Source organism: Thermicanus aegyptius DSM 12793 (assembly GCF_000510645.1).
Lineage (GTDB): Bacteria > Bacillota > Bacilli > Thermicanales > Thermicanaceae > Thermicanus > Thermicanus aegyptius.
This window is the reverse complement of sequence record NZ_KI783301.1, coordinates 2,532,963-2,554,696: the sequence shown is the minus strand read 5'-3', so window position 1 is coordinate 2,554,696 and position 21,734 is coordinate 2,532,963. Positions and strand designations below refer to the sequence as shown.

At 49.5% G+C, this 21,734-nt stretch carries 21 protein-coding genes and 1 tRNA gene; 15 read left to right on the top strand and 7 right to left on the bottom strand.

Going from position 1 to position 21,734, the window contains the following annotated elements; genetic code table 11:
* Positions 1 to 142: 142 nt before the first annotated feature.
* A tRNA-Sec gene (locus THEAE_RS23070) sits at positions 143 to 238 on the bottom strand.
* 147 nt (positions 239 to 385) lie between these two features.
* The gene (locus tag THEAE_RS0113550) at positions 386 to 1,072 is read right to left on the bottom strand and encodes a TerC family protein (RefSeq protein WP_084213561.1); all 687 of its coding nucleotides are present in this window, start codon (positions 1,070 to 1,072) and stop codon (positions 386 to 388) included.
* Positions 1,073 to 1,295: 223 nt separating this feature from the next.
* Between THEAE_RS0113550 and selB the strand changes: the two genes are divergently transcribed.
* The 4 genes from selB (at position 1,296) to sat (ending at position 5,654) form a co-directional block, all read left to right on the top strand.
* Complete coding sequence (selB, locus tag THEAE_RS0113545) at positions 1,296 to 3,188, top strand: selenocysteine-specific translation elongation factor (protein WP_028987843.1); 1,893 nt, start codon at positions 1,296 to 1,298, stop codon at positions 3,186 to 3,188.
* A 98-nt stretch (positions 3,189 to 3,286) separates the two neighbouring features.
* On the top strand, positions 3,287 to 3,604 hold the full coding sequence (trxA, locus tag THEAE_RS0113540) for a thioredoxin (protein WP_028987842.1): 318 nt from the start codon (positions 3,287 to 3,289) through the stop codon (positions 3,602 to 3,604).
* Positions 3,605 to 3,749: 145 nt separating this feature from the next.
* Entirely contained in the window at positions 3,750 to 4,412 is a 663-nt protein-coding gene (locus tag THEAE_RS0113535) for a phosphoadenylyl-sulfate reductase (RefSeq protein WP_005584780.1), read from the top strand.
* A 72-nt stretch (positions 4,413 to 4,484) separates the two neighbouring features.
* Positions 4,485 to 5,654, top strand: coding sequence for a sulfate adenylyltransferase (gene sat, locus THEAE_RS21025; protein ID WP_052330015.1), 1,170 nt, complete (start codon positions 4,485 to 4,487; stop codon positions 5,652 to 5,654).
* Positions 5,655 to 5,716: 62 nt separating this feature from the next.
* Here the strand turns inward: sat and THEAE_RS0113525 are convergent, their stop codons facing one another.
* Positions 5,717 to 5,977 carry a metal-sensitive transcriptional regulator gene (locus THEAE_RS0113525; RefSeq protein WP_005584779.1) on the bottom strand — a complete coding sequence of 87 codons (261 nt, stop codon included), beginning with the start codon at positions 5,975 to 5,977 and terminating at the stop codon, positions 5,717 to 5,719.
* A 68-nt stretch (positions 5,978 to 6,045) separates the two neighbouring features.
* Positions 6,046 to 6,561, bottom strand: coding sequence for a MogA/MoaB family molybdenum cofactor biosynthesis protein (locus THEAE_RS0113520; protein ID WP_028987841.1), 516 nt, complete (start codon positions 6,559 to 6,561; stop codon positions 6,046 to 6,048).
* A gap of 162 nt (positions 6,562 to 6,723) precedes the next feature.
* Between THEAE_RS0113520 and THEAE_RS0113515 the strand changes: the two genes are divergently transcribed.
* The gene (locus THEAE_RS0113515) at positions 6,724 to 7,428 is read left to right on the top strand and encodes a thermonuclease family protein (protein ID WP_005584777.1); all 705 of its coding nucleotides are present in this window, start codon (positions 6,724 to 6,726) and stop codon (positions 7,426 to 7,428) included.
* 93 nt (positions 7,429 to 7,521) lie between these two features.
* Here the strand turns inward: THEAE_RS0113515 and ytvI are convergent, their stop codons facing one another.
* Positions 7,522 to 8,577, bottom strand: coding sequence for a sporulation integral membrane protein YtvI (gene ytvI / locus THEAE_RS0113510; protein WP_005584776.1), 1,056 nt, complete (start codon positions 8,575 to 8,577; stop codon positions 7,522 to 7,524).
* 87 nt (positions 8,578 to 8,664) lie between these two features.
* A complete protein-coding gene (locus tag THEAE_RS0113505) occupies positions 8,665 to 9,846 on the bottom strand; it encodes a pyridoxal phosphate-dependent aminotransferase (RefSeq protein WP_028987839.1) in 1,182 nt (393 codons plus the stop codon).
* A 143-nt stretch (positions 9,847 to 9,989) separates the two neighbouring features.
* Between THEAE_RS0113505 and THEAE_RS0113500 the strand changes: the two genes are divergently transcribed.
* The 7 genes from THEAE_RS0113500 to THEAE_RS0113465 all read left to right on the top strand — a co-directional run bounded on the left by THEAE_RS0113500 (position 9,990) and on the right by THEAE_RS0113465 (position 16,479).
* Positions 9,990 to 10,793, top strand: a complete 804-nt coding sequence (locus THEAE_RS0113500) for a carbon-nitrogen family hydrolase (protein WP_028987838.1) — start codon at positions 9,990 to 9,992, stop codon at positions 10,791 to 10,793.
* 94 nt (positions 10,794 to 10,887) lie between these two features.
* Positions 10,888 to 11,811 (top strand): cell wall-active antibiotics response protein LiaF, encoded by a 924-nt coding sequence (gene liaF / locus THEAE_RS22165; protein WP_052330013.1) that lies wholly within the window; start codon positions 10,888 to 10,890, stop codon positions 11,809 to 11,811.
* Between the two features lie 15 nt (positions 11,812 to 11,826).
* On the top strand, positions 11,827 to 12,966 hold the full coding sequence (locus THEAE_RS0113490) for a HAMP domain-containing sensor histidine kinase (protein WP_005584773.1): 1,140 nt from the start codon (positions 11,827 to 11,829) through the stop codon (positions 12,964 to 12,966).
* A complete protein-coding gene (locus THEAE_RS0113485) occupies positions 12,935 to 13,576 on the top strand; it encodes a response regulator (RefSeq protein WP_028987837.1) in 642 nt (213 codons plus the stop codon). Before THEAE_RS0113490 ends, THEAE_RS0113485 begins: the two co-directional genes overlap by 32 nt.
* 239 nt (positions 13,577 to 13,815) lie before the next feature.
* On the top strand, positions 13,816 to 15,234 hold the full coding sequence (glnA, locus tag THEAE_RS0113480) for a type I glutamate--ammonia ligase (protein WP_028987836.1): 1,419 nt from the start codon (positions 13,816 to 13,818) through the stop codon (positions 15,232 to 15,234).
* 327 nt (positions 15,235 to 15,561) lie between these two features.
* Positions 15,562 to 16,038 (top strand): hypothetical protein, encoded by a 477-nt coding sequence (locus tag THEAE_RS0113470; RefSeq protein ID WP_028987835.1) that lies wholly within the window; start codon positions 15,562 to 15,564, stop codon positions 16,036 to 16,038.
* 36 nt (positions 16,039 to 16,074) lie between these two features.
* Entirely contained in the window at positions 16,075 to 16,479 is a 405-nt protein-coding gene (locus THEAE_RS0113465; protein ID WP_028987834.1) for a hypothetical protein, read from the top strand.
* A 44-nt stretch (positions 16,480 to 16,523) separates the two neighbouring features.
* Here the strand turns inward: THEAE_RS0113465 and THEAE_RS0113460 are convergent, their stop codons facing one another.
* Positions 16,524 to 17,405, bottom strand: coding sequence for an NAD(P)-dependent oxidoreductase (locus THEAE_RS0113460; RefSeq protein WP_028987833.1), 882 nt, complete (start codon positions 17,403 to 17,405; stop codon positions 16,524 to 16,526).
* A 460-nt stretch (positions 17,406 to 17,865) separates the two neighbouring features.
* Between THEAE_RS0113460 and cas6 the strand changes: the two genes are divergently transcribed.
* From cas6 to THEAE_RS0113445, 3 genes are read left to right on the top strand one after another with little or no spacing between them, the layout of a single operon-like run.
* Positions 17,866 to 18,618: a CRISPR-associated endoribonuclease Cas6 gene (cas6, locus tag THEAE_RS0113455; RefSeq protein ID WP_169729991.1), complete on the top strand. Its 753-nt coding sequence runs from the start codon at positions 17,866 to 17,868 to the stop codon at positions 18,616 to 18,618.
* A 4-nt stretch (positions 18,619 to 18,622) separates the two neighbouring features.
* A complete protein-coding gene (locus THEAE_RS0113450; protein WP_028987831.1) occupies positions 18,623 to 20,713 on the top strand; it encodes a TM1802 family CRISPR-associated protein in 2,091 nt (696 codons plus the stop codon).
* Positions 20,714 to 20,751: 38 nt separating this feature from the next.
* Positions 20,752 to 21,717, top strand: a complete 966-nt coding sequence (locus THEAE_RS0113445; protein ID WP_028987830.1) for a CRISPR-associated protein — start codon at positions 20,752 to 20,754, stop codon at positions 21,715 to 21,717.
* The last annotated feature ends 17 nt before the right edge of the window (positions 21,718 to 21,734 follow it).

The window sequence follows — 21,734 nt, the reverse complement described above, 5'->3', positions numbered from 1 at the left end:
TAGGTATATGTCGAAAAATAGTGAATTGATACTTATAATAACAAATCTTTTCTTTCGTTTCAACAAAGGATCGTATCACTGTTAGGAAAAAAAAGGGTTTCCACCCCAATGGGAGTATGTCCTTATCCATATCAGCGTTTTTTGGTGGGAGCGTGTGGGAGTCGAACCCACCTCAGGCATAAATGTCTGACACTCGGTTTTGAAGACCGGGGAGGGCACCGGCACCTCAACCGCCCCCGCGTTTATTCCCCATGCGGCTCCGGCAGGGAGGCCTTGTACCATTCACGGGGTTTCATTAACGGATAGATCCTTAAATTCATCGTGTGGGTCGGCTGCGGGTCCATAAAAGTAAGCGGATTGGCTCGTATAGAGCCGTTCCACAAATTCATTTTGAAGGATGGATGATCAGCGTTCTCCGTTTCAGAAACCAGACGATGAGGATGAAGAGGAGAAAAACGAGGGGAAGGATCCATTGAAAGGCAGGGAGGGAATTTCCTAACCAATGTTGCATGGTTTCGTCCTTCAGGATCATCTCCCCTGCGGTCCAGGCTAAGATGCCTACGCCAACCAACACAATGATGGGAAATCGTTCCATGAGAGATAATACCAATTGGCTCCCGAAAATCATGATGGGTACACTGATCGAGATCCCGATCACAATCAGAGGGATGGAACCGTTGGCGGTGGCGGCAATGGCCAAGACATTATCCAGGCTCATGATAAAATCGGCTGTGATAATGGTGCCGATGGCGGACCAGAGCGTTTTGCCACCCTGAATTTGACGCTTTGGCTCCTCCTCTTCCGATAATAGTTTGTAGGCGATCCAGAGAAGCATGACCCCGCCCAATACCTGCAAAAAGGGAATTTCCAAAAGGTGAATAATGACGACAGTTAACAGGATCCGTAGGAGAACCGCCCCTGCCGTTCCCCAGAGCACCGCCAGCTTCCGGAGTTTCCCCTTTAAATTTCGGCTGGCTAGTGCGATAACCACGGCATTATCCCCGCTTAGAACCATATTAATCACGATGATGCTGGCCAAAACCGCCATCGTCCCGGCAGAAAACAGTTCCATTTCTTTCCCCTCCCTGTCGTTCCTTTGTAGTATACACAGGTATCCATAAAAAAAGCATTTCTCCACAGGGTTTCCTGTCCCATGTGGCTCAAGCCGATCGGGGATTCAAGACCTGTTCCCCCGGGACCGCCTTACGCAGTGGCCCTGCAATAGGCTTGTATAATAGAATATAATTACATAATAAGACTTATGCCGATAGATGGTCAAGGAGAATGGATGGATCATGGTTCATTTTACGATCGGTATCGCAGGTCACATCGATCATGGAAAGACCACTCTTACCATGAGGTTGACGGGAATGGATACAGACACCCGGAAAGAAGAAAAAGAACGGGAGATTTCCATCGAAACCGGCTTTGCCCATTTTAAGCTTCCCAACGGGGAGGGGGTAGGTGTGGTGGACGTTCCCGGTCACGAGCGCTTTATCAGGCAAATGATCGCCGGTGTGGCAGGGATTGACCTGGTACTACTCGTCATCGCCGCCGATGAAGGGGTGATGCCCCAGACCAGGGAGCATCTCGACATCCTCCGGCTGCTTGGGATGGAAAACGGGATGATTGTTCTAAACAAAGTCGATTTGGCGGATTCCGATTGGCTGGAGATGGTGGAGGAGGAGATTCGGCGGGAGGTGAAGGGTACCTTTTTGGAAAATGCTCCGATCGTTCGGGTGAGCGCGAAGACCGGAGCAGGGATCCCTCTTTTGGTGGATTTGATCGCTCGTCACCTTTCAAAAGGGAAAAAGAAGGAAAGTGAACCGGTTCGCCTTCCGATCGACCGCGTCTTTTCGGTAAAGGGGGTAGGAACGGTGGTGACAGGAACGTTGTTCGAAGGAAGGATCACCCCGGGAATGCGCCTTCGTCTTCTTCCCCAGGATAAGGAGGTCAGAGTACGTCAGCTCCAAGTGCACCATCAAAACGTTGAGCGGGCGGCAGCAGGAGACCGGACGGCCTTAAACCTCTCCGGAGTGGAAAAGAAGGAGATCCGCAGGGGAAATGTATTGGTGGAGCCTGATTTTCTGGAATCGACGACCCGCATCGATCTGAAGATAAAGATTTTAGACGGGGCCGATTTGGTGGTGAGACATCGCTCCCGCCTTTTCCTCTATACAGGCACCTCGGAGGTTGAGGGAATCCTGCTCTTTTTTGACCGGGAGGAGGCATTTCCGGGAGAAGAGCTTTATGGACAAGTTCTTCTAAAGGAACCGGTGGCGGTAAAACGGGATGACCGGGTCATCCTCCGACGCCCCACCCCTGCCCTTACGTTTGCCGGAGGGAGGGTGATCTATGCTTATGGGAAGAAGTATCGCTTTCGCCCGGAAACCGTCATGGAAATGAGAAAGGAGGACTTGGCCGATCCGGAGGAGCGAATCTTGTCCCGCTTATCCGTTCGGGCGATGTCGGGCAGAGAGCTATATAAGGATTTAACGCTTCCGCCGGAACAGGTCTATTGCTATCTTTCCTCTATGGTGGCGGAGGGAATTCTTTTTTCCACGGATAAAAAAATCGGGCCGGAGACCTATTTCATCGAAGCGTCATTGGGATTACGTCAGATGGAGCGGGTTACGGAACTCTTAAATGATTACCATCGAGAAAACAGCAGCCAAGAAGGGATGAAACGTTCAGAATTAAAAGAGAAGGTGGGGAAATGGCCGGACCCCTTTTATCTATGGCTGGTGGAGCGGTTAATTCAAGAAGGGCGCATCAGGGAAGAAGGAGAGCGATTGGCGCTGGCCGAATTTACGGTTCATCTCCCGGAAAAGCTGGCCCAAAAGGCGGATGAAATCTATCTGCGTATGGAGCGGGAGGGCCAGTTTACGACCGACTGGCCCACCCTCGTGGCGGAAATGGGACTAAAACCCCAGGAAGGGGAAGAAATAATGGCTTACCTGATTCACGCGGGAAAATTGAAATCGTTAAGTGAAAAGATATGTTGGGCCAGGGAAACATGGGAGAGAAGCCTCAGCATATTACGGCAGAGGGCCGAGAAAGGCTTTACACTCCAGGAAGCAAAGGATATACTGGGAGTAAGCAGGAAATATCTGATTCCATTTTTAGAACGTTTGGATCGGGAGGGGATTACCACCCGTCAAGGAGAAGTTCGCTGCTGGCGTAAGTAAATCAAAGGCATTAGGACTGACTTGATTCAACGGCAACCCTTGTCTATAATACCTGTATAGGTATCTATAGAAATGATGGAATGAAAGGGGAGTCCACCTTGCCGATTATTGAAGTGAATGATCGGAACTTTGCCGTGGAGGTTCGGAAACATGAGGTGGTGATCGTTGATTTCTGGGCACCTTGGTGCGCCCCATGCCGAATGATTGCACCGGTCTTAGAAGCGCTCTCACAGGAGAATGGGCTTACGGTCCTAAAACTTAATGTGGATCGGAACCCATACGTCGCAGGTCAGTATCGAATCATGAGCATCCCCACCATGATGGTCTTTAAGAATGGGCTGCCGGCAGAGACGTTGGTCGGCTATATGCCTAAGGATGTATTAAAACGGCGCTTGCAACCGTACTTCATTGCCTGAATAAACGATCCGGATTTGACCATTAAAGCCCTTCGGGTTGACACCGCGGGGGCTTTTTTTGTTTGAAATTTTATGCACACCGGCGGCGATGACGCATAAGATAGGGCAGATAGGCGAACGCCCTTGACGGATAGGAGGAGAGAATTTGGATCATGATGTATATGAACACTATACTGCCCTGGAGCTGATCCATTGGGCTTGGGAGAAGTACGGGAGCGGTCTTACTTTTGCTTCCAGCTTTGGCAAAGAGGATCTTGTCATCCTTGACCTCCTGATGCGGCATCATCCCCAGGTGGATATCTTCTTCTTAGATACCGATCTTCATTTCCAGGAGACCTATGGAACCATTTCCCGTTTGGAGACGCATTATGGCCGCACCTTTACCCGGGTAAAACCGTTCTTATCCCTGAAGGAGCAGACATTACGTCATGGGGAAGCGCTCTGGAGCAGGGATCCTGATTTTTGTTGCAATTTACGAAAGGTGGAACCCCTGAAGAAGTACCTTTCTTCCTTTTCAGCCTGGATTACCGGAATTCGCCGGGAGCAGTCGCCCACCCGTGCCCATATGAAAAAGGTAGAATGGGATCGAAAGTTTCAGTTGGTAAAAATGAATCCGTTAGTCGATTGGACGGAGAAAGAGGTCTGGAGCTATATCATGGAAAGAAACCTTCCCTATAATCCCCTTCATGATCGGAATTATCCGAGCATCGGCTGCGCCGTCTGCACCCGCCCTGTGAAGCAGGGCGAGGGGATGCGAAGCGGCAGATGGAGTGGTTTTAATAAAGTGGAGTGCGGGCTTCACCAGTAAAGGACGAGACGTAGGGATCGGTTTTGGACCGGCGAGAAATACTTCGATATCCGCGAATAGAGGGGGAGGAGAATGGAGGAACTCTTAACCAAAACGGAAGAGAATTTCCATGGGGGCAGGTTAGAAATCCGGCGGGTAAACCCGAGGGAGAAGATGAGCCTCCTTGATTTCGGAAACCCACCGGTTCCCCTTTATCGTTTCGCATTATCGGACTTGGAACTTTTCGCCAATGGGGGATACTCCCCTCTGCGGGGGTTTATGGGAAAGGAGGAGTATCAAAGTGTGCTGTCAAGGATGCGGCTCCGGGATGGAACCATCTGGCCTGTGCCCGTCACCTTCTCCGTTCCGATTGAAGTCGCATATCAGCTAAAAGTAGGGGAGTGGGCCCCCCTCGTGAAAGGGGAGGGAGAGATCGCGGGGGCCGTTCGGGTCAGTGAAGTGTATGAAGTGGATCAAGAAGAAGAAGCCTGGAGGGTTTTTCTCACCAATGATCGAGAACATCCGGGGGTAGCTCGCCTCATGTCTCTTTCTCCCACCTATGTGGCGGGCGAGGTGGAGGTATACCGGCGCATCACCTTTGGCTTTTCTCCTTATGAAATGGATCCTCTGGAGACGAGGCGCCTTTTCCGCGACCGAGGTTGGAAAAGGGTGGTTGGTTTTCAGACCCGAAATCCGATTCACAGGGCACATGAGTATATCCAAAAGGTTGCTTTGGAGACCGTAGACGGTTTATTCATCCATCCCTTGGTGGGTGAGACGAAGAAGGGAGACATTCCCGCTCATGTAAGGATGGCTAGCTATGAACGACTTCTTCACCATTACTATCCGAAGGAACGGGTTTTGCTTGGGGTTTTCCCGGCTGCGATGCGCTATGCAGGACCCAGGGAAGCGGTTTTTCATGCCATTCTTCGGAAGAATTACGGATGCACCCATTTTATTATAGGCCGGGATCACGCAGGTGTGGGAGATTTTTATGGGACCTACGATTCCCAGAAGATCTTTTCCCTTTTTTCCTCGGAAGAGTTGGGAATTACTCCTCTCTTTTTTGAAAACACCTTTTATTGCAAAAAATGTGAGGGCATGGCCTCCTACAAGACCTGTCCTCATCCGGAGGGTGATCATGTGATCCTTTCCGGGACGAAGGTGAGGGAGATGTTAAAAGATGGAATTTCTCCACCGCCGGAATTCTCCCGGCCGGAGGTCGTACGCATTCTCCTCGACTGGGCAAAGGGGGCATCTTAGAGGGATAAAGTAAAAAAAGGAGGGATCCCCTCCTTTTTAGCATTGTTAAGGATGTTTTGGGATTAACGGGATTTGGTCAAAAGTTGAATCGCTTCTTGTATTGTCTTTTCATTATCGATTCCCTTTATAACATTATCCCGGATGCATTGTTCCATATGATTGCCGATCACATAAGCGATCATGTGATCCACTGCAGAGCGAAGGGCGGTCATCTGGTGAACGACGTCGGCACATTCCTTGCCTTCTTCCATCATGCGCAGGATTCCCCTGGCTTGTCCTTCTATCCTCTTTAGGCGGTTTTTCATCTTTTCCGTATATTCCATTTGTATACTCCCTTTCTCAACTCATGATCCATGAAAGTATTATACCCTAACAGGTATAAAAAATAAAGCTATTTCTCGTCATGTTTATGCAATTCATGGAGAAGATGGGGCAGTTCCGGCAGGATCAGTTTTTCCATCGCCAGCTGAACTGCAGCGGTGGACCCGGGTGTGGAGAAGATGACTTTTTTTCCGACCACACCGGCGATGGCTCGGGAAAGCATGGCGGCCGAACCGATTTCATGGTAACTGAGGTATCGGAATAATTCCCCAAAACCGTCCAAGCGTTTGTCCAGGAGATCATGGACCACTTCATAGGTGGTATCCCGGGGAGAGATGCCGGTTCCTCCGTTGATCAGAATCGCTTCTACCTTTGGGGAAGAAAGCCCCGCCCCGATCTCTTCCTTTATTTTCCCATATTCATCGGGAACAATGACGTAGGAAGAGACCGTGTGTCCGTTCTCTTCCAAAAGAGCAATGATTTTCTTTCCGCTTCGGTCTGTCATCTCCGTGCGTGTGTCGCTGACGGTAATGACTTTACACGAGATGTTTTTCTTCCCCATTTCTTTATGCTCCAAATGGCTCATGGTTATCCCCCCCTTGCTCAATGGGTTTTCTTCATTGTACCATGACATGGGATAGGCTGCATGGGTCATCTTTCATTTTTTCTTGGAACGGTCATTCATATGAGACGCACGACCTGTTTACGTGAGGAAATCCATAAAACCGGAGAGAAAGGATGAAGCATTGTGGTTTTGGGGAAAAAAGATGTTTTTAGGTTAACCCTCTTCTTCCTAACCGTTGTAGGTTTCATCACTCTTATCGTAGGATGCGGTCCAAACGACGATTGGGTGGTGGTGAAACGGGTGGTGGATGGAGATACCTTCGAAACGGCGACGGGAGAAAAAGTGCGGCTGATCGGTGTGGATACCCCTGAGTCGGTCAAACCCGATTCACCGGTGGAACCGTACGGGAAAGAGGCTAGTCATTTTACGAAAAAAAAGCTGGAGGGGAAGAAGGTTCGCCTTGAGTATGATGTTTCTTTAAAGGATAAATATGGACGGACCCTAGCTTACGTCTATTTGCCGGATGGCACTTTCTACAACGAGCTTCTCTTGGCAGAGGGGTATGCCCAGGTTCTTACCGTTCCCCCCAATGTGAAATATGCCGACCATTTCCTCGAGGTAGAGAGAAAAGCCCGGGAAGCTGGAAAAGGTTTATGGGGATTGGAGAATGGAGGGCAAAAATCGACCGACGCAAGCGCATCGGATGAGCTGGATAAACTTTATGTGGATGGGGAAGGAAGAGGGCTAATCAAAGGAAACATAACGAAGGATGGAGAGAAAATCTACCATATGCCCGGAGGAGCGTTTTATGAGGAGACGAAGGCCGAAGCCTGGTTCAAAACCGAGAGGGAAGCCCTCGAGGCAGGATTTCGGAAATCGAAACGATAAAAGGAGAACGAGAACACGCGCTCCTTTCCGCCAACAGCGCTCGAGGCGGGTTTCGAAAATCGAAACGATAAACGGCCTAACGCCTTCCTACGCTTAGAAATCGAATTTAAAGCGGAGCAAACCTGCCTTATACATCGATTTGACGACGATGAAGAGAAGGGGCCCGAGGAAGATCCCGATTCCACCTAAAAGCTGGATTCCAAGGTAAAGGCTGATAATGGTAGAGAGAGGATCGAGGCCGATTCCGGCACCGAGAATTTGTGGTTCAATAATCCGCCTTACGACGGCGATCACCAAGAAGAGGAGAATCAAGCCGATGCCCAAGCGGGTATCTCCGTGGTAAAAGGTATACGCCGCCCATGGCAGGAGAACCGCACTCGTTCCCAGGATCGGCAGAATATCGACGATCACAATCAAGAAAGCGATGGCGAGAGCATATTTTACCCCCAAGATGATAAGCCCTGCGAATGAGATGATATAGGTTATGGAGCTTAAGAGGATTTGGGCGCCGACGAAGCCGATGATGGCGGAATTGAGATCGTTCAGGATGAGGTTTACCTTCTCCTGGGCCCGATGGGTAAAAAGGCTTAAAAAAAGGGATTTCATCTGCGGCAAATAATAGCTCATTAAGATAAAGGAGACGATGATGACGAGCAAAAGGATGAGGAAGCCCGGGAATCCGGCGACAATCCCGTAGAGGATGGGAACAGAACCGGCCAGGAGATTTTTTCCCCATTCCACCAGGGAATTGACCGACTGATTCAGGTTATGAACAAGATCGGGAGGAAGTTCAAAATAGACTCTCTTGGCTCTCTCCATCCAAGTGTTAAAGTCACCCACCAAGGTTTCCACCAGATTGGGGAGATGATGAAGGAGGACGTTTAACTCCGATATGATTTTTGTTCCGCCCAGAATGAGAAGTCCTGTAATAAGAAGGATAAGGGAAGTGTTGGAAATTCCCACCGCCCACGCCCTCGTCATGCGGGGGATGCGAAGGAGAAGCCGGTTGACCGGTTCGATGAGGACGGCGAGCACTAAGGTGAAGAGAAAGGGCGCCAAGTAAGGAAGAAGAAAATATAAAATCACCCCGAAAAAAGTGAGGAGTAGAAGTGTTAATGAGACAGTGGCCAGTTTTGCCAATGTGGGCATCTTAAACCTCCAAAAAAACGATATGCATTTCTCATATTAATATAACGATGGAGCGGGGAAGAGGTTTCATCAAGTTTGATCCAAGGTTTACCTGGCATCGTGGGGAAGCCCAAGCCTCTTCATCCTTTCGATTGCCTCCAGCAATCTTTCCTCCGGCGTAAGGAGGCCAACCCGTACATACCCTTCTCCGTGGGAGCCGAAACCGATTCCCGGGGCCGCCACGAGATGGGCCCGTTCCAAGAGGTAATCGGCGAAGGAGAGGGAAGTGAAACCTTTGGGAACCGGAATCCAGGCGAAGAACGTTCCCTGGGTAAGCGGCGCTTGCCAGCCCATCTCTTTTAGGGAGTCAAAGAGGAGGTCGCGGCGGGATTGGTAAATGGAGCGAAGATCTTCCACGCACGCCTGGGAGGAAGTAAGGGCCGTGACGGCAGCTTCCTGAACCGCTCCGAACAGAGAGACATAGAGATGATCCTGAAATTCTTCGATCAGCCGAACCACTGCCGGATTCCCTAGAGCAAAGCCTACCCGCCATCCGGCCATGTTATACGTTTTCGAAAGGGTATAAAACTCGATGCCCACCTCCTTAGCCCCCGGAACTTGAAGAAAGCTGATGGGTTTGTGACCGTCAAAGGCGATTTCCCCATAGGCAAAATCGGAGAGTACCAAGAACTCATATTCTTTGGCAAGGCGAATCGCTTCTTCATATAGGGAGAGGGGAGCCACGGCTCCGGTGGGGTTATTCGGGTAATTGAGGAATAGAAGTTTTGTCCGCTCCAGGATTTCAGTAGGGATCGTGGAGAAATCGGGAAGGAAGCCGTTCTTCTCTTCTAAAGGGAGGGGATAGATGGTTCCTCCAGCCATGGCTATTCCGGACCAGTAGTCGGGATATCCGGGATCCGGAACGAGGGCGATGTCGCCTGGGTTTAGAAAAATGGGGCTTATTTCAACCAAACCCGTTTTCGCTCCGAAAAGAATGGCCACTTCCCGCTCCGGATTAATTTGTACCCCATGCCTTGATTCATAATAAAAGGCGACGGCCTCCTTTAATTCCGGCAAACCTCGAAATGGCGGGTAGCGATGATGTTTTGGATTTAATGCCGCTTCCCGGAGGGATTCCACAATATGGGGAGGGGTGGGAAGGTCGGGGTTGCCTTGGCCCAAGTTGATCACATCGTACCCCTCATCCATAAACTTTTTTGCTTTCGCGGTAAGTTGGGCGAAGAATTGTTCGGGAAGTCGCTGCATCAGTCGGGAGGGTTGAATCGAGATCGGCATGACGCTTTTTCCTTTCTTTTTCTAGTTTCCATTCGAATAAATAGATCAAAGGGTTTCAAGGGCTTGGGCCCTCATGATAGAATAGGAGTAACATTAAGCACAATGATAACACAAACGGGCGAAATGGGGGAGGGAAAATGAGAAGTTTTAAAGTGGCAATCCTTCAGACCGATGTGGCCCTCGGGGATCCGGAGGCCAATATTCACCACATGGAAAAATTATTGGATGAAATCTCAGGCAAGGAGGTAGATCTTATCCTCATGCCGGAGATGTGGACGACGGGATATGCTCTCTCCCGCATCCGAGAGCTGGCCGACGACGAAGGGAAGAGGACGAAGAATTTCCTCTCTTCCTATGCGAAAAAAATAGGAGCCTTCATCGCCGGAGGATCGATCGCCGAAAGGAGGGGAGAGAGGATTTATAATACCTCCTATGTATTTGACGCAGAGGGTAAGCAGGTGGGGGAATATCGAAAGATCCACCTCTTTCGTCTCATGGAGGAGGAGAAATTCCTCTCCCCGGGAGAGAGACTCACCACCTTCCCCTTTATGGGGGAACGAATGGGGCTTGCCATCTGCTACGATCTCCGCTTTCCTGAACTCTTCCGTCAGCTGGCTCTGGCTGGAGCAAAAGCGATCCTCCTGCCTGCGGAATGGCCCCATCCCCGCCTTCATCATTGGCGCACTCTCCTTGCCGCCCGTGCGATTGAAAATCAGATGTTCATCATTGCCGCCAATCGAACGGGGAGGGATGAGAGAAACTTTTTTTTCGGCCACTCCCTTGTCTTGTCACCCTGGGGCGAAGTGGTGGCCGAAGGAGGCGAAGGGGAGGAAATTCTTTATGCGACCATCCGATTGGATGAAGTGGAGAAGATTAGGCGGGAGATTCCTGTCTTTGAGGATCGGAGGCCTGACCTTTACACCTCTTTTTCTCCGTCTTAAGGCGGAGTCCTTCCCCTTCTGATGAAGGGTGTATTTTCCCATATTCCTTCCTATAATGAGAGCAGCATGGATTTCATGTAAGGTGGCGAAGATGATGAGACCGACCGGGTTTTTTTGGAGATATTTTTTCAGTATACTCCTCATCGGAATCGGAATAGGACTGATCTTAGATAATTTTAACCTGATTCATATCGATCTGCGAGACCTCTTCATGAAATTTTGGCCCGCCATCATCCTTCTTTTCGGGGTGAAATTGATCGCCGATGCCCTGCTGTGGAAGCGGCATGCAGGCGGTTGGCTGGGTTCCCTCTTTTTCGGCTTCATCATCGCCGTGATCGGCTGGAATCTCTTAGCGGAACGGATCGGCCTCTATGAGATCGTGTGGTCCAATCTATGGGGGCTCATCTGGCCTCTCTTTCTTATTTTTATCGGGTTCCGCCTTCTCATCCGTCCTTCATCTCCCGAGGGAAAAAGGGGAATTCACATAGAAGTGAAACATCATTCCAATGAAAAGGAGTTTGGGAGAGAGAAAGAGGATCTGCACACTAGAGAGCGAGATCAAGAGGAGAAGGAGGATAAAGGCTTCTCCCGTCTTAAGGGGCTCTTTGAAAGTGAAGGCTTTTACACCGAAGGGAAAGAAAAGAAAAAAAAATATTATAAAAGTGCGCTGATCGGAGACATCGGCCTGGGGAAAGAACTGTTTGAACTGGAGGATATGCATCTTTGGAACGGCATCGGGGATGTGAACATCGATTTCTCCAAAGCAAAAATCGGCGAAGGAGAGACGGAGGTCGAGATCCGGGGCTGGGTGGGAGATGTGAAGCTCTATATCCCCCGTGAACTGCCGGTATCGATTTGGGCTCATCTGGGTGTGGGCGATTACCGGATCTTTGATGATTACGACAATGGCACAGGCAGGCATTATGTCTACCAAAGCCCGAATTATGAAGAAGCGCCGAAACGTTTACGCCTTCTGATCGACTTAAAAATCGGCGGAATCCGCATCCTCGATGTGTAGGAAGAGGCGATCGAAATGGAGTTGGAGCGTCGGTTTCACAGCATCCTGTGGAATGCGGTCCGGGTATTTCTTTACGCAACCGTGGGAAGCAGCCTTCTCTTTATAGCCTTCCTCATCTTTTTCATGACAGGCGGTCTATTTCTCTTTCAAGAAGGGAGCGTCATCTATCAGCTTCTTGTTTTGCTCAAGGGAGAAGGCTCCCTTTGGCTTCTCTTCTTTCTTTTCCTTCTCTCCCTTCTTTCTTCACTCGTCGTGGGTGTGGTAAGCGGTCTTGCTTCAGGGAGAAAGCTAAAACAGGATCTGGAGTCTTTTTCATGGGCGACGGAGAAATATGCCCGTGGAGATCTCGATTACCGGATTCCCATCAACGGGAATGATGAGTTTGCCGAGTTGGCCCGGCAATTTAATAAAATGGCGGAGCGATTTGAGGGGCAGGTGGGTTCCCTGCAAAAGTTGGTGGAGGAGAATGCGGAACTGTTGGGGCAGTCGAAACAGGTGGCGGTTCATGAAGAGAGGCAGCGGCTCGCCCGGGAATTGCACGACTCGATCAGTCAGCAATTATTCGCCATCATGATGCAGCTCGCAGCCTTACGGCTTATGATCGAAAAAGATCCGGCCCAAGCGAAGGAACGTTTCCACATCGTAGAAGAGATGGCCGCAGCCGCCCAAGCCGAAATGAGGGCACTCCTGCTTCACCTTCGGCCGGTTGCCTTAAAGGGCAAGAAGTTAACCGAGGCTTTACAGGCGCTCCTCGATGAACTGAAAGAAAAGCATCCGATCCAATACGAATGGACCATGGATACGATCGATCCCTTGCCGAAGGGATTAGAAGAGCATCTCTTCCGGATCGTTCAGGAAGGGATCTCCAATGCGGTTCGCCACAGCCATGCCCAAAAAATAGAACTTCATCTCCTTAAGCAACGTTCCGCTTTGATCCTGCGTATTAAAGATGATGGCGTCGGATTCCGGTATGATGAGAGGAAAGTGACCTCCTCCATGGGGCTGGGAACGATAAGGGAAAGGGTAGGGGAGATGGGGGGGGTGGTGGAACTTACCAGTACACCGGGAAAAGGCACCATCTTGGAGATACGCATCCCAATCGTCTATAAGGGGGAAGAAGCAGATGGAGAAAATCCGCATCCTCATCGTGGATGATCATGAGATGGTTCGCATGGGGTTATCGGTATACCTTTCTTTGGAAGAAGGATTTGAGGTGATCGGCGAAGCCCAGAATGGGGAAGAGGCCGTGAGATTGGCGGAAAAACTTACACCCGACGTGGTGCTGATGGATCTTATCATGCCGGTCTTGGACGGGGTAAAGGCGACGAAACGGATTAAAGAGCGCCTTCCCCGGACAGCCGTCATTGTCCTTACCAGTTACGTTCAGGATGAACAGATCATGGCCGCCATCGAAGCAGGGGCCATCAGTTATCTTTTAAAGACAGCGAAGGCACACGAAATCGCAGCGGCGATCCGCTCCGCCGTTCAGGGGGAATCCCGCCTCGACCCCTCCGTCGCCACGGCTCTTACGGCCAATATGCGAAAGAAGCAAGAACGTCTTCCCCATGAAGAACTGACCGACAGGGAGCTTGAGGTTCTCCGCCTTCTGGGAGAGGCGAAGACGAATCAGGAGATTGCCGACGAACTTTATATCGGCGTGAAGACGGTGAAAACCCACGTAAGCAATATCCTGATGAAATTGGGCCTGGAGGACCGGACCCAAGCCGCCATCTATGCGGTGAAACATGGATTGGTGAGAAATTAGCGGGAAAGGGCAGCAAAACGGTTCAGGGTAGTATTTATCGCTTATACAAAGAGAATAGGGAGATGGAGAAAGCATGGAGCTGTGGGAAACAGCTTTTTTTATGCAAAAAAATCGGATGATGGAATGGTAGAAAAAATGACATGAATTGAATATAATACTTTACATAAATGGGGGTTGAGATTATAATAGGAGTTAGTCAATGTGTATTAGAGATATGCGAACAAGAGGTGAGAGGAAAAATGACGGTTGATGAGCTTTTGAAATTAATTCAGGAGAAGGGGATACGTTTTGTTGACTTCCGCATCGTTGATTTGCTCGGTAGGCAGCATCATGTGACCGTTCCGGCGGAGCAGGTTGGGGAAGAGACTTTTGTCAGAGGGGTAGCCTTTGACGGTTCCAGCATTACGGGATATAAGGGGATTGAAGAGTCGGATATGGTGATGATGCCCGATCCCGACTCCGCATTTGTAGATCCTTTCATCCAGGTGCCCACCGTAAGTATTCTTTGCGACATTTACAATCCGGACGGCACACCTTATTCACGGGATCCCCGGGTGATTGCCAAACGCGCAGAAGCCTATTTGAAGGAGACGGGGCTGGCCACGGAAGCCTTCTTCGGGCCCGAGGCCGAATTCTTCGTATTCGATGATGTTCGCTTTGAATCCAACCAACGGGGTTCCTACTACTTCATTGACTCGGAGGAGGCGTTCTGGAATACCGGAGCGACGGGAGGAAATTTGGGGTATAAGATCGGCTATAAAAAAGGATATTTCCCCGTCTCCCCCAGCGACACCCAGACCGATCTCCGGAATGAAATGGTGATGCTTCTGGAAGCCTGCGGAGTGCCGGTGGAGCGACATCACCATGAGGTGGCCACAGCCGGGCAAGGGGAAATTAATTTTCGCTTCAATACCTTGACAAAAACGGCAGACAACCTTCTCCTCTATAAATATATCGTCCGCAATGTCGCGAAGAAATATGGAAAAACGGCCACCTTTATGCCGAAACCGATCGTGGGAGATAACGGCAACGGCATGCATACCCACCAGAGCCTCTTTGCCGGAGATACCCCGGTCTTTTATGAAAAAGGAAATTATGCGAATTTAAGCGATACGGCATTCTATTATATTGGAGGCTTGCTCACCCATGCCCATTCGGTGATTGCCTTCACCAATCCCAGTACGAACTCTTATAAGCGTCTTGTCCCCGGGTTTGAGGCTCCCGTAAATCTGGTCTTCTCCAAGGCGAATCGCTCAGCGGCGGTGCGGGTTCCCATCGCTGCCGTCTCGCCCAAGGCGACACGGATTGAGTTTCGGACACCGGATGCCTCCTCCAACCCGTATCTGGCCTTCGCCGCCATGCTGATGGCGGGGCTGGACGGCATCAAGAAAAAGATTGATGCTCGGCAAGAAGGTTTTGGGCCGGTGGATAAGAACATCTATGAACTTAGCCCCGTAGAGAAGAATGAGATTAAGAGCGTCCCCGGAAGCTTAAGTGAAGCATTGGACGCACTGCGACAATCCCATGAATTCCTCCTTGAAGGCGGGGTCTTTAACAAAGATGTGATCGATACTTGGCTGGAGCTGAAAGAGGCGGAGGCGAAGTTGGTCGCAACCACCACCCATCCGAAGGAATATGAATTGTATTATGATCTGTAATCGATGAACCCTCCCATCATCCATAAAGCAATCCCTTCATCCGGAATAAGGGAAGTGAATATAGGGCTGTCCGAAGGGGAGAGATTTCCCCCGGGGACGGCTCTTTTTTTGATCTTCAAATGGTCGAGTTCTCCTATCGTTTCATCGTGAGACAACTGAATATGTCGAAATTCATCGAAATATTTTTAAAGGGGAATCTTGCAAAAAAAAAAAGAAAGACTATATAATTTGCGTGAAAGGAAGTTGAGGATATGAAGTCGTGTTATTTGGCGAAGAGTCAACAAGGATTTAGATTTTTAATTTTTTGAGAAGGGAGTTAATTTAATTATGAAGAAAGCACTAGGTTTGTTAAGTGTATTATTCTTATTGTTGGCTCATTTGACAAATGTTTTCGCTCAATCAGATGCAGGCAAATATACTAACGAAGGGATTGTTATTAATCCCCAAAAATATGTTCCTGTTGATGAATTTCCCGGAACTATTTATGCCGGTCCTACTTACCATACTTATACGAATAATGAAGTACGAGAAGTTGTAGATTTAATAACAGCTTTTGCAGCATCAAAGATACCTGTTCCATTGACGAAAAGCACATTATTTAATTGGCTTTTTAACAAACTTTCTGGTTGGGCTAATGATGCAATTCATCCTACTTATGTTGGATCATGGGTAACACGTGCTACAGATCCTTATGATTCTAATTTGTATAATTATTATGTCACGGTTGTTTATTACCAAGATTCTACGTATAATACACCATTAGAAGTACAATACTACTTAACTGCGACTGAGAGAAAGAGATAGGCATTTTAGTTTGTTGAATAAGGAAGGGAATATGTAATGAATCGCCGGGTCTTTTTTAAATATTTAAATTATATCATGACAATCCTACTTATCACGCTCTTTATATTTTATGATTCGTTAGCACAATTTCGCGATCTATTTCCGTTATCTCGGTTGTCTATTCTAATTCTTTGGATTGTGGGTATTCTTTTAAGTTTATTTTTGGATAAATGGGCTCCGAGGATGCGCTTCGATCTTTACTTTCCCGCAATTCTAACGCTATATACGATAGTTTTACTCGTTTTGCTGAACTTCCTTGGTGCTCAATCGAATCGTGGCATCTCTGTGATGAATCCGGCTTTTTGGGTGGTTGTCGCCCTTTCCCTCTATCTTTGGTATAAAGAATATCGCAAAAGTATGGAGAGAAAGAAGAGTAAATCGGAAGATAAGGCTTTGCCATAGCTTAGATAAGCTATCACAGTTTCCGCTTTCTTAAACAAATGGGGTTATTCTCGATCTACCCCCGCATCTCTTTCCACGGCTTTCAGGATCGCCGTCCAATCTTGATCTCCCCACCCCTGTGCCCCTGCTTCTATGAGATGATTCTTCACTACATCGGCAACCGGCATCGGGGCATGAACCGCTTCGGCAGCAGCCAGCGCCAACTTCACATCCTTTAAGCCTAACTGAAGTTTAAATCCGGCAGGCTCCCACGCCCGGTTTAGCATGAGGTGACTATAGTTCTTATACACAGGAGAACCGAAAAACGCATTTATGATTTCCACATAATCTTCCGCCTTTACCCCATGCTTCCGCACCATCGTGATCGCTTCCGCTAATGCTTCAAGCATTGATGCGATGAGGAAATTGTTTCCCAGCTTTACCGCATTGGCCATCTTCGGAACCTCTCCACAGATCAAGACCTCCCCCAATGCCAGTAAAAGGGGTTTTACCTGCTCGATCACTTTCGCAGGACCGGCCAGCAATAATTTCAACCGCGCTGCTTTAGCTGCATCCGGGCGGCCCATCACGGGAGACGAGAGGAGAAAGACGCCTTTTTCCTGATGTAATTTCGTCAATCGCCCCATCAATTGTACGCTAACAGTGCTGGATGAGACATGAATACTCCCCGCACGCATTGCACTTAGCAGGCCATTCTGTCCTAACGTGACTTCCTCAAGCGCATGATCGTCCGATAACATCGTAAAGAGAACCTCGGACTTCTCCGCAACCTCTGCAGGAGACTCCGCCCATTTCGCTCCCCTCGCAATGAGAGGTTCCGCCTTCTCCTTTGTCCTGTTATGAACGATCAGTTCATTGCCTTGGAGAAGTAGATTCTGTGCCATGGGAAATCCCATATTCCCCGTCCCTATAAATCCCAGTCTCATATGATGATCATCCCCTTATGAAAAGTATCTTACATTTATTATACGACAACCATCCTCGAATTCCATGGCTTAAGCTCTGCGGAGTGTCAACGCATCTATCTTGACATCCTTTGCGGAAGTGCGTATCTTTGCCTTAGGGAATGGGAATCATTAAAAAGAATGAGAGATAGCATTCCTAGAAGGAATGGAAAGGAAGGAATGGAAAGTATGTCATTCTTGTTATACAAAGGGAATTGCCTACCTATAAGGATTGCACTCAGTTTGCCTATCGCTTCGTTTTGAAACGATAGGCTTTTTTATATCTACTTAACAATTGGAAAAAAATGCTTATCCTTATATCGTAAAATAACTAGAACAACTTATAAAATTTAAAATAACGGATAAGAATTCATGTTCGATGACATACAGTGGTCAAAACGCCGTGATAGAATAAAGTCAACCGGTTGAAGGAGGGATTGTTGTGCATTATTTTGTTTTAACATTGGAGGGAAAAGAGGGATATTTTGAGATTCCCATCCATCATCATTTGCTCATCCAAGCCGCGCTATACGATCTCCTGGAAGACGATTTCGCCCGGTTTCTCCATGATCGGGGGTTTCAATTTGGGAAAAGATCCTTTAAACTGTTTGTCTTTTCCCGTTTAATCGGAAAATTTGACCTGCTGAAAAGAGAGGGAAAAATCCGTTTCATCGGCCCTACCCACCTCTATGTTTCCTCTCCGCTGGATGAGTTTAACGATGCGATTATGAATGCCATTCTCCGTGATGATGGCCTTCGCCTGGGACAAACTTTCCTGCAAATCAAAAACATCGAGTACCGGAAATGGGATATGCCTGAAGGGGAAAGCTTCCTCGTAAGAACCATGTCCCCCATCACCGTCTATAGCACCCTTTTTAAGGCGGACGGGAGGAAATATACCCATTACTACCACCCCCGTGAGAAGGATTTTAGCGAACTGATTCGCTCCAATCTTCTCAAAAAATATCTTCTCCTACATGGGGAAGCTCCCGAAGATTCCCGCCTGCAGGTTGACCCGGTGGGGGAGGTGAAGGAACATATTCTGATGTATAAGGGGACCGTGATCAAGGCGTATGGAGGAACATTTCGTCTTACCGGATCCAGGGAGTTGATGCAGATCGCCTTTGAGGCCGGAATATCGGTGAAGAATAGCCAGGGCTTCGGCTTTATCGAACCTATCTTAGAGAGGAGGTGAAAAAATGCTCATCGATAGCATCGTTCGCCTGGGAAAACCATTCCTGCAAGGTGGTCTTGATCCTGAGGAGATCCTGCTTCAGATCTCCGATGTGGCGGCGGTGGAAGCAAGAAATTTCCTCACCAAAGTGGTGCTGGTGGAGATGGATCGGAACGCCGGAGGGGAGGTGATGGCACAATGGGTTCGCTGGGGAAGATTCTCCTTTGACGCGAAGGGGAAGGTGGAAGACTTTACTCCGAACCTGAAGGCGGCTGTGGCTGTTCCCTTCATCATTCCCCGGGGAAATCCCCTGGTGCCTCAGGGGAGGTATGGAATTCCCGCGTATCCCCTTTATGAGAAGCACTTTGAGGGGATGGTGAAGTCCGAAACGGAGGTGGAGAAATTCCTGAAAGGGCGGCTTGAGAGAACCTCCTCCCTTACTCTGGAAAAAGGAACAGTAAAAAAGGTGGCGAAAGAGGTCAAAAATCTTCTATCCAAACTTGAACCTTATCCCAAGGAAAAGATGCTGGGTCTTATTGTTCTTCTTCCGGTAGAGGAAAAAGGATGGTGCCGTTATGAAGGAAGCGATTACCTTCCTGTGGAAGGCAGGGAAGTAACCCTTTGCCAAAGCCTGCTCCATCCTGGACGGATCATCGTCGCCGATTTGGAGAAAATTACCGCGCTTTTTTGGGAATCAAAGGTGGCAGAGGGGGAGGAGATGGGGAAACGGGTAGGGGAAGAAGCGGTCTGCACCCTCTGTGGAAAAAGGGGGGAGGTGGTCTCCGTCTATTCCAAAGCGTGGAACTGGTTTACCACCACCTGGTCCGCTCCCTTATCCATCCAGGTTCCCGAGGAGGAGCTGGTGGAGACCATCGCCCTTTGTCCGCAATGTTATCAGGCCTTAACCTATGGAAGCAACCTCTTCGATCAGCTCACCACCACCCTTCCCACGTGGCTGACGAAGGAGATCTTCGCTCCGGTGGAGAGCGCGACCGCCCGGGAATTCCGCGGGCAGCCGGAGAAGATTTACGGGGGGATTCTGGTTCTCCCCATCCTGGATACCGATGATTTGGAGGGTCGCCTCGCTTACATCCGGAACATAAAAGAGCTCATCGCCGATCGGGGTAGAACCGAGAAGGGAAAAGCTTCTCTCCATCTCAGTGCAATTACCGGTATTGATCTCTCCCTTCCGGAAGAATTGGCAAGAGACCAGTACCGCCTGGAAATCCTCTATTTTTCCGGCGAGCCGGGGAGAGGGGATATCCATCTGCGGGCCATCATCGAAGATGTTCTCCCCAGCACGGCTGACCGATTGACTGAGCTGCTCGATGAAGTGGTTTTGGAGGCTTACGACTGGCAGGAGAGGCTTTTTGGAGGGCAATTTCCTGAGTATTTGGGCAGATTTTATTCCTCCCTTCCCGCCCTGCTGTCCAAAGCCTTTGGGACGACCCGCCTCTGGACCGCTCTTTCCTCCGCGCTTCATCGCCGTCCCTTGGACCGGAAGAGCTTTATCCGCCACGCGGCCCGGCGCATGGAGGAGTTGGGGAAGGAGATTGATACCAAGCTGTTCCGCATGAAGGAGGAAGTTTACTTTTTCCTCATTTTTGATGAATTGTTAAAGCGTTATGCATTAACCATACAAATTGAGGAGGGAGGTGTGGAAATGAAGGATTGGCGCACATTATGGAAGAGGCTGGAGGAAAGGAAGTACGACGATTTGCTTTTAACCTCGGTGGAGGAGTTGGGGTTTGCCGCCGGCTTTCTCATCAGCAGGTATTCCCGTCTCTACTACAATAACACGGACAAGCGGGAATATCTGAGGGACCGGGTCTTAAGCTTCGGCAGCCGGCTTACGCCGGATAAGATCGTGAAGGACGGATTGGCACAGATGGTGGAATTAAGCTACAAATTGAATTTTGATAAAAAATTTATCGATCGCGAACTCCTCGGCCTCGTCTTGGCCACCTATCAGGAGAAGAAGGAAGAGGTGGCGAGAAAGAAAGATGAATTTATCACCTCCTTCTGGGCCGGGTACAGCCTGCAGACGGGCCAGGGGCAAGGGGAGAAAAAACCGCAACATGAAGGGGAGAACGCTCCCGTGGCGAGTGAAAAATAAGGAAGGCTAGGAATCATGATAAAAAGGAGGAGATAGAAATGACCTTTCCGGTAAACAGCGGAGAGATTCTCTTCGTAAAAAGCGTAAAGGACGGGATCCCCAACCGGGACCCGCTCCATGAATCGGATGCCCGCCGCATTTTTGGAGAGGAGGATGGCCGCATCTCCCTAAGCGATGTGAGCCTGAAGCGGGATGTGCGGGATTATGTGCTCCAGCGATACCCCGATGGGGGAGAAGGGAAGAACCGCTTCATCTTTGTGCGGGAGGAGAGAAGCGATTCGGGCAGTCTCTTGGGGAGGGGCAGCCTCGCACAAAGCATAGCGGAGAAAGCGGGGTATGCGGAGAAGAATATGGAATCCCTCCTGAAAAAAGCCGCCTTCGATGTCCGCACCTTCGGCATCGTCTTCAGCGTAAAGAAGGAGACCTTTAAGTTTACCGGCCCCGTCCAATTCGGCTGGGCCCATTCCCTCCATCCCGTGGAGACAAAATATGTACAGGGTACCGTTGTCATGCCCAGTGAAGACGTGAAAATTTCCCAAGAAGGAAAGGAGGAGGGAAAGGGACAGGGAACCATTTGGACCGCCTACACCCTTCCCTTCGCTCTCTTCGCCATGCCGGGAGTGATTAATGCTTCCATCGCCGCGCAGACCGGGATGAATGAGGAGGATCAGGAGCTCTTATTGGAAGCCTTGTGGAAGGGAACCCTCCTGCGTCAGGCCCGGGGCAGAGGCCTGCAAAAACCCCTGTTCCTTCTCCACGTGGAATATAGCGACCCCTTCTTCCGTATCGGTTATCTGGAGGATGCCCTGAGACTACTTCCGGAGCGGGAGGAGTGGTTGTCGGGGAAAGCCCCCACCTCGCTAACGGAGGTGACATTGCAAGTGAGGGGTCTGGCCGAACGATTGGGCAAATACCAGGACCGGATCGCCCGCATTCGTTATTGGGTAGATCCCGAATTCCAAATCGACGGGGAGATTCCAGGCGAACGTCAGCCGCTCTGGTAATCCGCCAGGGGGGAAGA

Excerpts from the sequence above, each read along its gene's own strand:
- THEAE_RS0113550 (WP_084213561.1), bottom strand. The coding sequence starts at position 1,072 with ATGGAACTGTTTTCTGCCGGGACGATGGCGGTTTTGGCCAGCATCATC.
- THEAE_RS0113500 (WP_028987838.1), top strand. The coding sequence starts at position 9,990 with ATGAGAAGTTTTAAAGTGGCAATCCTTCAGACCGATGTGGCCCTCGGG.
- THEAE_RS0113450 (WP_028987831.1), top strand. The coding sequence starts at position 18,623 with ATGCTCATCGATAGCATCGTTCGCCTGGGAAAACCATTCCTGCAAGGT.
- ytvI (WP_005584776.1), bottom strand. The coding sequence starts at position 8,577 with ATGCCCACATTGGCAAAACTGGCCACTGTCTCATTAACACTTCTACTC.
- sat (WP_052330015.1), top strand. The coding sequence starts at position 4,485 with ATGGAGGAACTCTTAACCAAAACGGAAGAGAATTTCCATGGGGGCAGG.
- liaF (WP_052330013.1), top strand. The coding sequence starts at position 10,888 with ATGAGACCGACCGGGTTTTTTTGGAGATATTTTTTCAGTATACTCCTC.
- THEAE_RS0113465 (WP_028987834.1), top strand. The coding sequence starts at position 16,075 with ATGAATCGCCGGGTCTTTTTTAAATATTTAAATTATATCATGACAATC.
- THEAE_RS0113445 (WP_028987830.1), top strand. The coding sequence starts at position 20,752 with ATGACCTTTCCGGTAAACAGCGGAGAGATTCTCTTCGTAAAAAGCGTA.
- THEAE_RS0113470 (WP_028987835.1), top strand. The coding sequence starts at position 15,562 with ATGAAGAAAGCACTAGGTTTGTTAAGTGTATTATTCTTATTGTTGGCT.
- THEAE_RS0113460 (WP_028987833.1), bottom strand. The coding sequence starts at position 17,405 with ATGAGACTGGGATTTATAGGGACGGGGAATATGGGATTTCCCATGGCA.
- THEAE_RS0113525 (WP_005584779.1), bottom strand. The coding sequence starts at position 5,977 with ATGGAATATACGGAAAAGATGAAAAACCGCCTAAAGAGGATAGAAGGA.
- THEAE_RS0113520 (WP_028987841.1), bottom strand. The coding sequence starts at position 6,561 with ATGAGCCATTTGGAGCATAAAGAAATGGGGAAGAAAAACATCTCGTGT.
- THEAE_RS0113490 (WP_005584773.1), top strand. The coding sequence starts at position 11,827 with ATGGAGTTGGAGCGTCGGTTTCACAGCATCCTGTGGAATGCGGTCCGG.
- glnA (WP_028987836.1), top strand. The coding sequence starts at position 13,816 with ATGACGGTTGATGAGCTTTTGAAATTAATTCAGGAGAAGGGGATACGT.
- selB (WP_028987843.1), top strand. The coding sequence starts at position 1,296 with ATGGTTCATTTTACGATCGGTATCGCAGGTCACATCGATCATGGAAAG.
- THEAE_RS0113485 (WP_028987837.1), top strand. The coding sequence starts at position 12,935 with ATGGAGAAAATCCGCATCCTCATCGTGGATGATCATGAGATGGTTCGC.